The following is a 14,147-nucleotide window of genomic DNA, read 5'->3' as shown; positions in this document are numbered from 1 at the left end:
CATTTATATTGATGATAAACCAGCCACAAGCTGTGTCGCTAATTTATTTCAGTTCGGGGAAGGAAAAAAGCGAGGATTTAACACTGTGTCGGATAGCGTAATGGCTTAACCGACACAGCAATGTATCACACTGTTAGCCCGGCAGGCAAAATATCTGCCAGGCGTACCAGAATTACGCGTCGAACGGGTCGCGCAGAATCATGGTTTCAGTACGATCCGGACCGGTAGAGATGATATCGATCGGCACACCGGTCAGCTCTTCAATACGCTTGATGTAGTTCAGCGCCGCCTGCGGCAGGCCGCTACGATCTTTCACGCCGAAAGTGGATTCAGACCAGCCCGGCATGGTTTCGTAAATCGGCTCTACACCTTTCCAGTCGTCAGCTGCCAGCGGAGTGGTAGTCACTTCGCGACCATCCGGCATACGGTAAGCCACGCAGAGTTTAACCTCTTTCAGGCCATCCAGAACGTCCAGTTTAGTCAGGCAGAAGCCAGACAGGGAGTTCAGCTGTACCGCACGACGAACGGCAACGGTGTCCAGCCAGCCGGTACGACGACGACGACCCGTAGTTGCACCGAATTCGTTACCCTGCTTGCAGAGGAACTCGCCAGTTTCATCAAACAGTTCGGCCGGGAAAGGACCTGCACCTACACGAGTTGAGTAAGCTTTGAGGATACCCAGAACGTAATCAACATAACGCGGGCCCAGGCCGGAACCGGTCGCCACGCCACCAGCAGTGGTGTTGGAAGAAGTTACGTACGGATAAGTACCGTGGTCGATATCCAGCAGCGTACCCTGCGCACCTTCGAACATGACGAAATCGCCACGCTGACGCGCCTGGTCGAGCAGGTCAGAAACGTCAACCACCATAGAAGTCAGGATGTCGGCAACAGCCATCGTATCATCCAGAACTTTCTGGTAATCAACCGCTTCAGCTTTGTAGTAGTTAACCAACTGGAAGTTGTGATATTCCATCACTTCTTTCAGTTTTTCAGCGAAGGTTTCTTTGTCGAAAAGGTCGCCAACACGCAGACCGCGACGTGCCACTTTATCTTCATAAGCAGGCCCGATACCACGACCGGTGGTGCCGATCGCTTTCGCGCCACGCGCTTTCTCACGCGCGTTATCCAGAGCAACGTGATAATCAAGGATCAGCGGACATGCTTCAGACAGCAGCAGACGCTCACGAACGGGGATGCCACGGTCTTCCAGTTCTTTCATCTCTTTCATCAGCGCGGCCGGAGACAGCACAACACCGTTACCGATGATGCTGGTTACATTCTCGCGGAGAATACCTGATGGAATAAGATGGAGAACGGTTTTTTCACCGTTGATTACGAGAGTATGGCCTGCGTTGTGACCGCCCTGGTAGCGTACAACATATTTAGCCCGTTCAGTCAGAAGATCGACGATCTTACCTTTACCTTCGTCACCCCATTGGGTGCCCAGTACGACGACGTTGTTACCCATTTTTCAAAATCACCGTTTGCTTAAAAATGGATTCTACCATCGCTTTTTCAGAGTTACAGCACTTTTTGCACTCAAAAATGACCTCGATCAGTCTGTTTTTTGTTCAGCCAATCGTTTTCCTCAACATGTAGTAGACCACAACGCCCGCAACCACAAGTCCACCGCCAAAACGACGTAAAATATTATCGGGCAAATTGGTCATCGCAGAGATCATCTTCTTCCATGCCTTCGGGTAAAGCATCGGCCCTAAACCTTCCAGTACCAAAACCAGGGCAAGCGCCAGCCAGATTGTCGAATTCATTCATTATCCTTATAGAAAAAGAAAACCACCGACATCCCTGAGGATGCGGTGGCTTTATTGACCTGTACCGCAGTCGTTATATTAACGCGTTGCGGAAGTCGGCGTCTTCATGTAGCGGAAGAAATCGCTATCCGGGCTCATGACCATCACGTCCTGATTGCCAGAGAAGCTGTTCTCATAAGCACGCAGGCTACGGATGAATGCGTAGAAGTCCGGATCTTTACTGAATGCATCAGCAAACAGTTTGGCTGCTTCGGCATCGCCTTCACCACGCATAATGCGGCCCTGACGCTCAGCTTCTGCCAGCGTTCTGGTCACTTCATAGTCGGCAGTCGCGCGCAGTTTTTCCGCTTCTTCCTGACCTTGTGAACGGTGACGACGCGCTACCGCTTCACGCTCGGCGCGCATACGGTTGTAGATCGCTTCAGACACTTCGGTCGGCAGGTTGATCTGCTTGATACGCACATCGACAACTTCAATACCCAGCGCCGCCATACTGTTCGGGTTGATGACCGGAACTTTGCCCTTCGTCTCAGCCGTTACGCGCTCTGCCGCTTCGGCAATGGCGTTATCTGCTGCCGGGGTAGTAACTTCATCTTCTGTACCCGCAGAACCGGAGTTCAGCGCGTCACGTACTTCGAGGGTCAGACGACCACGGGAATCGGTGACGATATCTTTCACGTCCAGGCGACCAATTTCAGAACGCAGACGGTCAGAGAACTTACGTTTCAACAGCACTTCCGCTTGCGAAATGTCGCCACCACCCGTTGCCAGGTAGTAACGGCTGAAATCGCTGATGCGCCATTTGATGTAAGAGTCGACGATCAGGTCTTTCTTCTCTTTGGTCACAAAGCGGTCGGCCTGGTTGTCCATGGTCTGAATACGTGCGTCGAGCATTTTCACCGTTTCAATGAACGGTATCTTGAAATGCAGACCAGGCTCATAAACCAAAGGTTTGTTGTCATCGTCACGCAGTACCTTACCAAAACGCAGCGTAATACCGCGCTCACCTTCTTTGACGACAAAGACAGACATGTAAAGCACTACCAGCACGATGATGATAATCGCGATAACTGACTTACGCATCGTTATTCCCCCTGACGCTGGTAGTCGTTACGCTGCGCGTTGGCGCGGCGTTGGTCCATAATATCGCCCTGACTGGTGGACGACGTGTTGCTTGCTCCACTGGTTGTGGAGGAAGAGGCTGGCGGCAGACGCAGCAGATTGCTGGCACCGTTATCGCTCTTCGCCGCAGGGGCGTTACCACCTTTCAGCATCTGGTCTAACGGCAGAACCATCAGGTTGCCACCTTTATCGTTAACCAGCACTTTGCGGGTGTTACCCAACACTTTTTCCATCGTCTCGATATACAGACGCTCGCGAGTAATTTCCGGCGCGGCTTTATATTCCGGCAGAAGTTTAGCAAAGCGCGCCACTTCACCCTGAGCTTCCAGGATGGTCTGGGCCTTGTACGCACGCGCCTCTTCGAGGATACGTTGCGCCTGACCGTTCGCACGCGGCTGAACTTCGTTGGAATACGCTTCTGCTTCACGAATGTATTGCTGTTCGTTTTCACGCGCGGCAATCGCATCGTCAAACGCCGCTTTTACTTCTTCCGGCGGACGAGCAGCCTGGAAGTTGACGTCCAGCAGCGTGATACCCATGTCATACGGACGAATCGTCTCTTCCAGTTCGCGCTGAGTATCGCTACGAATCACGGTACGACCTTCCGTCAGAATGCGGTCCATGGTGTATTTACCGATAACTCCACGCAGGGCGCTGTCGGTAGCCTGACGCAGGCTGTCATCCGGGCTGGTCACGCTATACAGATATTTTTCCGGATTGGTGACGCGGTACTGCACGTTCATCTCAACGCGCACTACGTTCTCGTCCGACGTCAGCATCACACCAGAAGCGGCCAGTTCACGCACGGCTTCCACGTTCACCGGTTTGACTTCGTCGATAAACGTCGGTTTCCAGTTCAGACCCGGCTCAACCAGATGGCTGAATTTACCAAAGCGTGTTACCACGCCGCGTTCGGCTTCTTTAATGGTATAGAAACCACTGGCCGCCCAGATAATGACAATCGCTGCCGCTGCGATGGTAACGACACGACCGCCAAGCTGCGGGCGCGGGCCTTGCGATGAACTGCCACCGCCAGATCCGGTGCCTTTACCGCCGCCCAGACCACCGAGCTTTTTGCTCAGTTTGCGGAAGATATCATCTAAATCAGGTGGCCCTTGATCGCGACCGCCTTTGTTTCCATTTCCCTCAGAGTTGCCGCCAGGTTTGCTGCTTCCCCACGGGTCGCGGTCTTGTCCGTTATTACCGGGCTGATTCCACGCCATGTTTGTGCTCCATATTTGTTATGCGGTGATCCCTGTTGTCTTTCGACGCCAGAGGATATGACTCCACGCTTCAGACGCTACGCCGTTAGATCAGGTAATCGATCAACGCCGGTTCTTGTTTACAGAGGCGACGCCAGTCAACGATCGGCATACGAACTTGCAGACTTACGCTGCCGTCCTCCTCCATCCACTCTTTTTCTATTGCCTGAAGCTGATAAAAACGACTCCTCAGACGCCCTTCCTGCGGTGGCAGACGCAATGTATGCTGCGCCACCTCGCCGGAAAGCCGCTCCGTCAAAGCCTGAAAAAGCTGTGGTATCCCCGCTCCGGTCTGTGCGGAAAGCCAGACACGGATCGGTTTGTTCTCTTCGTCCCGATCAATACGCGGTTCGAAATCTTCCAGCATATCGATCTTGTTCATCACCAGCAGGGTTGGGATCTCGTGAGCGTCGATCTCTTCAAGAACCGTATTCACCGCTTCGATGTTTTCTTGTACACGCACATCCGCCGCATCAATGACGTGCAGCAGTAATGTGGCTTGCCGCGTCTCTTGTAACGTGGCTTTAAATGCCGCCACCAGATCGTGCGGCAGGTGGCGAATAAACCCTACGGTATCTGCAAGTACGGTTTCACCGACATCTGCAACGTCAATACGCCGCAACGTCGGGTCGAGGGTGGCAAACAACTGGTCTGCCGCGTAGACCCGCGCTTCGGTGATGCGATTGAAAAGGGTAGATTTACCGGCGTTGGTATATCCCACCAGCGAAACAGTAGGAACGTCGGCTTTGATACGCGATTGCCGCCCCTGCTCACGCTGCTTTTCAACTCTTTCCAGGCGCGACTGTATCTGCACGATGCGATTACGCAACAAACGACGGTCGGTTTCGAGCTGGGTTTCACCCGGACCACGCAAACCTATCCCGCCTTTCTGTCTTTCAAGGTGGGTCCAGCCACGCACCAGGCGCGTAGCCAGATGGCGCAGCTGCGCCAGCTCAACCTGCAACTTACCCTCATGGGTACGCGCACGTTGGGCGAAAATATCTAAAATAAGGCCGGTGCGGTCGATAACACGACACTCGCACAAACGCTCCAGGTTACGCTCTTGCGCCGGGCTCAGGGCATGGTCAAAAAGAACGACCGAAGCACCCATCGCTTTGACAGCTTCCGCAATTTCAACTGCTTTACCTTCACCTACAAAATACTTTGGGTGCGGCGCTTTACGGCTACCGGTAATCACCTGCAATGCTTCGACACCGGCGGAAGAGACCAGAGATTCAAACTCCTGGAGGTCTTCCATATCTTTGTCTTGCGTAAAATAGATGTGTACCAGTACCGCCTGCTCACCAGCATCATAACGGTCAAACAAGCGTATAACCCTCTAAATAGATCAGCGGGGAACGCAGGATCGCTGGCTCCCCGTGTAAAAAAACAGCCCGAAACCTTATTCGGTTTCTTCGCTGTCCTGTTGCGCGGAAGTATTCTGCGCGCTGCTACCATGATGGTAGTTACTGCTGGTACCGCCACCGGCGTTGTTACTGTGATGAGAAACCGGGCGAGATGGGACAACAGTAGAAATCGCGTGCTTGTAAACCATCTGGCTGACCGTGTTTTTCAACAGGATCACGAACTGATCAAAAGACTCGATTTGCCCTTGCAGCTTAATACCATTCACCAAATAAATAGAAACTGGAACACGTTCCCGACGCAGTGCGTTCAGGAACGGATCTTGTAAAGATTGCCCCTTAGCCATTCTCTCTTTTCCTTATATGCTTATTTGTACTTTGAACCTTTCGATTCTGAAAAAATTGCGCACGATACGTCTCAATTGTACACATTCAGCCTGCGATAGCACCAACAACCTGTAATACTTCGTCACGCGCCTGTTCTGGTTTTTCACTGTCAAGCCAGTGAACCCCTTCCCAACCACGCAGCCAGGTTATCTGCCGCTTCGCCAACTGTCTCGTGGCGCAAACACCTCGATAAACCATTTCATCGTATGAGATTTCGCCTTCAAGGTAAGACCACATCTGGCGATAACCCACGCAACGAATGGAAGGCAAGTCCGTATGCAAATCTCCTCGGGCAAAAAGCGCCCGGACTTCTGCTTCAAAACCTGAAGCCAACATCTGATGAAAACGCTGCTCAATGCGTTGATGGAGCAGTTCACGGCTCGCCGGGGCGATGGCGAACTGATGCACCTGATACGGTAGAGCGTCTCCTGACGTTTGCGTCAGTTCCGTTAAAGTTTTACCCGAAATGAAAAAAACTTCCAGTGCCCGGGAAAGCCTTTGTGGATCATTTGGATGAATCCTTGCTGCCGCAACCGGATCTACCTCCTGAAGTTGACGATGCAATGACTCCCAACCTTGCTCTGCCGCCTGTTGCTCAATTCTGGCCCGCACTTCCGGGTCTGCCGACGGTAGCGGCGACAACCCTTCCAGCAATGCCTTGAAATACAACATCGTACCGCCCACTAACAGTGGGATCCGCCCCGCCGCGGTGATATCGGCCATTTCCGCCAGCGCATCGCGGCGAAAATCAGCAGCCGAGTAAGCCTGCGACGGATCGCGAATATCCAGCAATCGGTGCGGCGCGGCGAGTAACTCTTCAGCGTTCGGCTTCGCCGTCCCGATATCCATCCCTTTGTAAATAAGGACAGAATCAACGCTTATCAACTCTACTGGTAAAATTTTACGCAGCTCAATGGCTAACGCCGTTTTACCGGAGGCCGTCGGCCCCATCAAAAAAATCGCCTTAGGCAGGCTCGCCTTACTGATATCACTCATCTTTCAGGGCTTTTATCGCCGGATGTAAATCAACAGATTGTAACAGACCACCCGGCGGCGTTTTCACAAGTTGCGGACATAACCGTTCCACGTCCGCCAGCAGGGTTATGGCCTGTGCCATTGACCACTGCGCATGTTCGCTCATCAGATTTCGTGCAATCCACTGCGCAATATTGCCAGGTTCGAATACGGACTGCTTCGCCAGGTAGCCTATCAGTTCAGGAATCAAGATTTGTAAATTTTGTTGGCGTAAGGGTAAAGGCACGGCCCTGATGGTCACATGCTGTGCATCTGACTGGAAATCAATACCCAATTCCGCTAGGGCAGACTGCGCTTTTTCTAATGCCGATTTTTCTTCGCCAGAAACTTTTAGCCGCAACGGAATCAGCAGCGGCTGGGCGCAAACGGGCGCTTCACCCGGCGTCAATTGTGCCTGACGCAGCCAACGTTCTGCCACTGGCAAGGATAAAAGTGAAATGTTGCCATCGCGCTCCAGCAACGCACAGTCGGAATGGACGATAGTCAGTACCCGACCAAAACTCTGACTGTTCGCCGCAAGTGCAGGTTCCTGCGGTTCCGGCGCTTTTGGTTTTTGCATCGGCGCGGGCGTTTGCAAAAGCTGGCGATACACTTCACCTTGCTGTTTCTGGTAGCCTGGCTGCGCATTCGGCCAGGGGGCAGCCGGACGACTGCCTGAGGCGGGCGCAGGAGAGTAGCGCGGAGCTACCGGCTCACGAGCTGCCGGTTCTGCAAAGTGATTGCGCCCCGCCGCCACGCGGTTTTCCGGGATGGCACGCGGTGCGGGTTGTGGTTCATCGTCCAGCGGTAGCGGCGTTTCCAGTTGCTGTTGTAGCACGCTCAGCACGCCCTGATAGATAAAATCATGCACCAGACGCGACTGATGGAAACGCACTTCGTGTTTGGCGGGGTGTACGTTGACGTCCACCTGATGCGGGTCGATCTCCAGATACAACACAAATGCCGGTTGCTGATCGGCCCCCAGTTTGTCTTCGCAGGCCTGGCGGATCGCATGATTGATCAGGCGATCGCGCATCATGCGACCATTCACGTAGCAATACTGAATTTCCGCCAGTGCGGGCGTAGTGTGATTTGGATCGGCCACCCAGCCGCGCAGGGTGAGATCGCCGTGTTGCCATTCAATCGCCAGCGCTTGTTCGAGAAAAGCGGTGCCGCAAATCGCGCCTAAGCGCCGTTCTTTTTGCCCGCCTTCCGGCACTGCGCGGTACTGACGCACAATTTTACCGTTATGCGACAGGTTGATCGTGACGTCGAAACGCGCCAGCGCAATGCGGCGGATGATTTCATCAATATGGCTAAATTCGGTTTTCTCGGTGCGCAGGAATTTGCGCCGCGCCGGGGTGTTGTAGAACAGATCCAGCACCTCCAGCGTCGTTCCCACCGGATGCGCTGCCGGTTTAACCGTCACGTCCATGTCGCGTCCTTCGGCATAGGCCTGCCAGGCTTCCTGCTGTTCTGCGGTGCGTGAAGTGAGCGTCAGGCGGGAAACCGAACTGATACTCGCCAGCGCCTCACCGCGAAAGCCCAGGCTGATAATGGCTTCGAGATCGTCCAGAGAGGCGATTTTACTGGTGGCATGACGAGCCAGCGCCAGCGCCAGCTCATCTTTTTTGATACCGCAGCCGTTATCACGAATGCGGATAAGTTTCGCCCCACCGCGTTCGATATCAATATCGATACGCGTCGCACCTGCATCGAGGCTGTTTTCCACTAGTTCTTTGACTACCGACGCAGGTCGCTCGACCACCTCACCTGCGGCAATCTGGTTCGCCAGTTGTGGCGGTAAGACCTGAATTGGCATCAATCGTCCTTAGTTTGGCAGCGTGCGATCTGGCGTCGTCACCGTACTGGCAGTTTGTGCCGTTGCACCCTGCGGCGCAGATTGCATCGGATGCGCAAGGAAGTAATTGCGCAGGCCTTTGTAAATGGCTTCTGCCAGCTGTTGTTGGTAATCGTCGCTCGCCAGCAAACGTTCTTCGCTGTTGTTGCTGATAAAACCGGTTTCGACCAGTACTGATGGGATATCCGGCGAGCGCAGAACGCCAAGGCTGGCGTGTTCTGGTCGACGTTTATGTATTTCGCCAATGCGTTGCAACTGACTGATCATACTGGTCGCTACATCATACCCTACCCGCTGGGAATGACCGAACTGTAAATCCAGCACCGCCTGGCTTAAATAGGGGTCAGACTGACTGTTCGCCAGCACATCACCCGCCCCACCCAGCAGCTCCGACAGTTTCTCGTGCTGCTCCAGCCAGCTGGCCATTTCACTGTTGGCGCGACGGTTAGAGAGCACCCATACGGAAGCGCCAGTCGCACTACGGTTCGGTGCGGCATCAGCGTGAATCGACACGAGGAAATTGGCGTTTTGCTTATGTGCCACATCACTGCGCCCCATCACCGAGATAAAGTAATCCCCGTCACGGGTTAAAACGCCTTTAAACATCGGATCGTCATTGAGCAAAGTACGCAATTTACGCGCGATGGCGATGGTGACATTTTTCTCCCGCGTACCACCGGGGCCGATAGCGCCAGGGTCCTGACCGCCGTGTCCGGCATCAATAGCGATGATAATTTTATCGCCAGTGTTAGCCGTCGCGCGCGCTGCCGGACGCGTTACCGTATTACTGCTGATAACACCCGTAGTGCGGTTACTTTCCGTTTTAAACGGATTGCGCGCCGGTTCGCTGACGCGCGGTGCGACAACCGCAGGCGTTTCAACGCGTTTCGCAACCACGGGCGGCGGAGGAGGCGGTGGCGGCACATCGGCGTTAATCGTAAAGACGACAGTGTAATTGCTGCCATTCTGCCGCTTCACCGCTTCGGTTTTACCGTTTTCGGTAAGATCGACCACCAGCCGTAGCGTTTGTGCATCTTTAGGCGTTCCAGAGCGAATCGCCTTCACCAGATTATTGCCGCTGAACAACAACGGCAGTCCCTGAATCATGCCCGTTTGTTTGATATCGAGCGCCACGGTGCGTTTGCTTTGATGGCTAAACGCATAATCAGGATCGCCAATAAAACTCAACGTTATCCGCGCCTGTTGATTACCGTTAGAAACCTGAATATCAGAGAGCGTCGCGGCACCCACCGGCGTGCACAGCAGCAGCAGCGTCGCTACCAACCAATTTCTGATGCGATACATCATCCCGCCACCTTTCAAAGGTTAACCGGCTAAACGCGCCAGCAACAATTCACCCGCAGAGGAAACCGCACTCACGCGCGCCTCACGGCCTTGTGCCTGATAATCAATGTGTATTTCGACATCCGGGTCAGGAAGAACACCTGTACCTTGTTGTGGCCACTCCACCAGGCAGATGGCATCGTTGGCAAAATAATCGCGGATCCCCATAAACTCCAGCTCCTCGGGATCGGCAAGGCGGTACAAATCAAAGTGATAGACCATTAAGTTGTCGAGCGTATAGGGTTCGACCAGCGTATAAGTGGGGCTTTTGACATTACCCTGATGACCCAGAGCCTGTAAAAAGCCCCGGCTAAAGGTGGTTTTACCTGCGCCTAAATCGCCATACAGATAGATTACGGTTGCGCCATCGCAGGCTTTCGCTACCCGCTCGCCCAGGTCTAATGTTGCCTGCTCATCAGGGAGCGGAATTACTCGATTCATCATGGTTTTTATCAGTCACTTCCGGGTTAACAATACGCTGTAGCGTGGAAAAGAGATCGGTTGCCAGCATCCCGCGCGTTCCAAAACGCGCCGCCAGTACGTCAGCTGCCGCACCGTGCGCGACACAGCCTGCACAGGCTGCATCATACGGCGACAGTTTTTGCCCAAGCAATGCGCCAATAATACCAGAGAGCACATCGCCCATGCCGCCGCTCGCCATGCCTGCATTTCCGGCATCAATAATGCCTAAAGCGTCAGGATGGGCGGCGACCACGGTTCCGGCACCTTTCAGCACCGCTACGCCGCCATAACGTTGTACCAGACGTTTGGCGCAATGTAAGCGGTCACTTTCAATTTCAGCGACGGAACAGCCTAACAACCGTGCGGCCTCGCTAGGATGCGGCGTGATCACGCGATTGTGACGCTTATCGGGATTGATTGCCAGCAGGTTCAATGCATCGGCATCCCACAACATCGGTTTGCGAAAATTCTCAACTTTTTGCAGGGCTTTTTTCCCCCACTCTTGCTGGCCCAGACCGGGACCAATCACCACCACATCGGCCCATTCCAGGCTTTCGGTAAGAGAGTCCATAGTCAGTTCATGCACCATCAATTCTGGTCGTGCAGTCAGCAGCGGCGCAATGTTCTCACTGCGGGTCAGTACTCGGACTAAACCAGCACCAGCACGTAGCGCCGCTTCCCCCGTCATACGAATAGCCCCCGCCGTGCCGTGATCGCCACCGATAATCACCAGCCGCCCGTGATCGCCTTTATGCGAAGTCGGGCGACGCGGTTTCAGCCAGTGAGAAAGTTGTTCTGCCGAAAACCGCTGAATTTTCGTCTCCTGACCTGCCAGCCAGCTATCCAGCCCCAGTGAGTCAAAATGCAGTTGTCCTGTAACATCCCGCGCTTTTCCAGTGAGCAAGCCTAGTTTCAGCGCAATAAAAGTGATGGTGTGATCGGCGTTGATCACTGCGCCTGGCGTAGCGCCGGTTTCAGCCAGCAGGCCGGAAGGGATATCAACCGCCACAATCGGCGCAGGATGGGAATTAGCGTGGTCGATTAACTGGCTAATGGATTCGCGGGGCGCTTGCTGCAAGCCGGTACCGAGCAGCGCATCAACAATCAGATCTACCGATTCGGGCCAGACAATATTCGAAGCATGGATCTCGCCACCCGCGTTTAACCATGCTTCGCGTGCCAGCGCGGCCTCTTCCGGCAACGGTTTGTCGCTCTCCTGGGCCAACAACGTGACCTCAATGCCGACCGCTTTGGCCAGTCGCGCGACCACGTAGCCATCGCCGCCGTTATTACCATGACCGCACAGCACCAGCCAGTGGCGGGCGTCAGGATACGCCGAACGACACACCTGGAATGCGGCCTCGCCAGCGCGAAGCATCAGCTCATAGAGTGTGAGCCCCAGCACATCTGCCGCCTCGCGTTCTCCGCGGCGGATATCGTCGGCGTACCAGACGGTGTGTGGTATACTTACGGGGTTTTTCTTCATTGTATGGTCCGTCATGTCAGAGCCCCTCGATCTCAATCAGTTAGCGCAAAAAATTAAACAGTGGGGGCTGGAACTGGGCTTTCAGCAGGTAGGTATTACCGATACCGATCTCAGCGAGTCCGAGCCCAAACTGCAAGCATGGCTGGACAAACAATACCACGGCGAAATGGACTGGATGGCACGTCACGGTATGCTGCGCGCTCGCCCCCATGAGTTATTACCCGGTACGCTGCGTGTAATCAGCGTGCGGATGAATTACCTTCCTGCTAACGCCGCATTTGCCAGCACGCTGAAAAACCCCAAACTCGGCTATGTTAGCCGTTATGCGCTGGGCCGTGACTATCACAAACTTCTGCGCAACCGACTCAAAAAGCTGGGCGAGATGATTCAGCAACATTGTGTTTCGCTGAATTTTAGACCGTTTGTCGATTCTGCGCCTATTCTCGAGCGCCCGTTAGCTGAAAAAGCTGGGCTCGGCTGGACAGGTAAGCACTCACTTATCCTCAATCGCGAGGCCGGTTCGTTCTTCTTTTTAGGCGAATTGCTGGTCGATATTCCGCTGCCCGTGGATCAACCAGTCGAGGAAGGATGCGGCAAATGCGTGGCCTGTATGACGATTTGCCCGACCGGTGCCATCGTCGAGCCATATACCGTCGATGCTCGCCGCTGTATCTCTTATCTCACCATCGAACTTGAAGGGGCGCTCCCGGAAGAGTTGCGACCGTTAATGGGAAACCGTATTTACGGTTGCGATGACTGCCAGCTTATCTGCCCGTGGAATCGCTATTCGCAACTCACTACAGAAGACGATTTCAGCCCGCGTAAGCCGCTACACGCACCGGAACTCATTGAGTTATTTGCCTGGAGCGAAGAGAAGTTTTTAAAAGTCACGGAAGGATCGGCGATTCGCCGTATAGGTCACCTGCGCTGGCTGCGTAATATCGCCGTGGCATTAGGCAATGCCCCTTGGGATGAAACGATTTTGACAGCGCTGGAAAGTCGTAAAGGTGAGCACCCACTTCTCGATGAGCACATAGCGTGGGCGATTGCGCAGCAAATAGAGAGACGAAATGCGTGCATAGTCGAAGTGCAATTGCCGAAAAAACAGCGTCTGGTTCGGGTGATTGAAAAAGGGTTACCGCGTGACGCCTGATTCATCCACAGCTTGTGAATAAAAATAAAAACGCATTGCAATTCAAGACGAATAAAATCGTCAAGTGATCGACTCGACAAAACGGAATCTTGATTTTTAACTTATTTATCAATAGGTTAAAAAAATACCATTCACCGTGCGAAGTTTCTTTGAAATTAAGATTACAGCCTGAGGCTGTGGATAACTCTGTTTACAAGAGTTTGTCAGAGACAACAAAAACCAGCAATAACGCATCGCGTCGCTGTAGATATTTTATTGAGAGAAGAATTTGGAGCGGGAAACGAGACTCGAACTCGCGACCCCGACCTTGGCAAGGTCGTGCTCTACCAACTGAGCTATTCCCGCTTGGGTGGTCTGTGCCTTACAGCACTTTCAAATTTTGGAGCGGGAAACGAGACTCGAACTCGCGACCCCGACCTTGGCAAGGTCGTGCTCTACCAACTGAGCTATTCCCGCTTGGGTGGTCTATGCCTTACAGCACTTTTAAATTTTGGAGCGGGAAACGAGACTCGAACTCGCGACCCCGACCTTGGCAAGGTCGTGCTCTACCAACTGAGCTATTCCCGCTTAATCTTCGTCTTTCGAACCGCTACTGCCTTGGCTGCCTTCACTCACCTTAGTCACATACTTTTGTAAGTTCCCAAGGATTCGTTCAGTTGCCGCCTTGTCGCAATTCGAAATACTGCGATTGGGTGGTCTGTGCTTTGCAGCACTTTTCAAATTTTGGAGCGGGAAACGAGACTCGAACTCGCGACCCCGACCTTGGCAAGGTCGTGCTCTACCAACTGAGCTATTCCCGCGTACTACTTAATTTTGCTTTCGTAATTTTCGCATTTCTGCGTCGTTACGGGAGGCGCATTATACGAGAAATCTTTCCCTCTGCAACCCCCCAAAAAAGTTTTTTTTGCGTTTTTATC

Annotated in this window: 12 protein-coding genes and 4 tRNA genes; 1 reads left to right on the top strand and 15 read right to left on the bottom strand. The window is 53.5% G+C overall.

All coding sequences use genetic code 11. The features are described 5' to 3' along the window. Window positions 1-172 precede the first annotated feature (172 nt). From purA to yjeF, 11 genes are all read right to left on the bottom strand, one after another. The gene (purA, locus tag SF4332) at window positions 173-1,471 is read right to left on the bottom strand and encodes an adenylosuccinate synthetase (protein ID NP_710042.1); all 1,299 of its coding nucleotides are present in this window, start codon (window positions 1,469-1,471) and stop codon (window positions 173-175) included. A gap of 103 nt (window positions 1,472-1,574) precedes the next feature. Next, the gene (gene yjeT / locus SF4331; protein ID NP_710041.1) at window positions 1,575-1,772 is read right to left on the bottom strand and encodes a hypothetical protein; all 198 of its coding nucleotides are present in this window, start codon (window positions 1,770-1,772) and stop codon (window positions 1,575-1,577) included. An 81-nt stretch (window positions 1,773-1,853) separates the two neighbouring features. Continuing rightward, window positions 1,854-2,858 (bottom strand): FtsH protease regulator HflC, encoded by a 1,005-nt coding sequence (gene hflC / locus SF4330; protein ID NP_710040.1) that lies wholly within the window; start codon window positions 2,856-2,858, stop codon window positions 1,854-1,856. A gap of 2 nt (window positions 2,859-2,860) precedes the next feature. Then, on the bottom strand, window positions 2,861-4,120 hold the full coding sequence (hflK, locus tag SF4329; RefSeq protein NP_710039.1) for an FtsH protease regulator HflK: 1,260 nt from the start codon (window positions 4,118-4,120) through the stop codon (window positions 2,861-2,863). 85 nt (window positions 4,121-4,205) lie between these two features. Beyond that, window positions 4,206-5,486: a GTPase HflX gene (gene hflX, locus SF4328; protein ID NP_710038.1), complete on the bottom strand. Its 1,281-nt coding sequence runs from the start codon at window positions 5,484-5,486 to the stop codon at window positions 4,206-4,208. A gap of 75 nt (window positions 5,487-5,561) precedes the next feature. Then, window positions 5,562-5,870, bottom strand: coding sequence for an RNA-binding protein Hfq (gene hfq, locus SF4327; RefSeq protein ID NP_710037.1), 309 nt, complete (start codon window positions 5,868-5,870; stop codon window positions 5,562-5,564). Between the two features lie 85 nt (window positions 5,871-5,955). After that, entirely contained in the window at window positions 5,956-6,906 is a 951-nt protein-coding gene (miaA, locus tag SF4326; protein NP_710036.1) for a tRNA delta(2)-isopentenylpyrophosphate transferase, read from the bottom strand. Then, a complete protein-coding gene (gene mutL / locus SF4325) occupies window positions 6,899-8,746 on the bottom strand; it encodes a DNA mismatch repair protein (RefSeq protein ID NP_710035.2) in 1,848 nt (615 codons plus the stop codon). Before mutL ends, miaA begins: the two co-directional genes overlap by 8 nt. A gap of 9 nt (window positions 8,747-8,755) precedes the next feature. After that, window positions 8,756-10,093 (bottom strand): N-acetylmuramoyl-L-alanine amidase, encoded by a 1,338-nt coding sequence (gene amiB, locus SF4324; protein ID NP_710034.2) that lies wholly within the window; start codon window positions 10,091-10,093, stop codon window positions 8,756-8,758. A gap of 18 nt (window positions 10,094-10,111) precedes the next feature. Continuing rightward, window positions 10,112-10,573 carry an ADP-binding protein gene (gene yjeE / locus SF4323; protein NP_710033.1) on the bottom strand — a complete coding sequence of 154 codons (462 nt, stop codon included), beginning with the start codon at window positions 10,571-10,573 and terminating at the stop codon, window positions 10,112-10,114. Further along, a complete protein-coding gene (gene yjeF, locus SF4321; RefSeq protein ID NP_710032.2) occupies window positions 10,545-12,092 on the bottom strand; it encodes a carbohydrate kinase in 1,548 nt (515 codons plus the stop codon). Before yjeF ends, yjeE begins: the two co-directional genes overlap by 29 nt. Here yjeF and yjeS point away from each other — a divergent pair. Beyond that, window positions 12,091-13,230, top strand: a complete 1,140-nt coding sequence (yjeS, locus tag SF4322) for a hypothetical protein (protein NP_710031.2) — start codon at window positions 12,091-12,093, stop codon at window positions 13,228-13,230. The genes yjeF and yjeS overlap by 2 nt on opposite strands. A gap of 269 nt (window positions 13,231-13,499) precedes the next feature. On the opposite strand, the gene SF4550 is transcribed toward yjeS, so the two are convergent. The 4 genes from SF4550 to SF4547 all read right to left on the bottom strand — a co-directional run bounded on the left by SF4550 (window position 13,500) and on the right by SF4547 (window position 14,030). Beyond that, window positions 13,500-13,575 (bottom strand) — tRNA-Gly (locus tag SF4550). Between the two features lie 35 nt (window positions 13,576-13,610). Next, a tRNA-Gly gene (locus SF4549) sits at window positions 13,611-13,686 on the bottom strand. Window positions 13,687-13,721: 35 nt separating this feature from the next. Continuing rightward, a tRNA-Gly gene (locus SF4548) sits at window positions 13,722-13,797 on the bottom strand. A gap of 157 nt (window positions 13,798-13,954) precedes the next feature. Continuing rightward, window positions 13,955-14,030: transfer RNA gene (locus tag SF4547), tRNA-Gly, on the bottom strand. Window positions 14,031-14,147 lie beyond the last annotated feature (117 nt).

This window comes from Shigella flexneri 2a str. 301 (assembly GCF_000006925.2).
GTDB lineage: Bacteria > Pseudomonadota > Gammaproteobacteria > Enterobacterales > Enterobacteriaceae > ECMA0423.
This window is presented reverse-complemented; position numbering and strand designations above follow the sequence as displayed.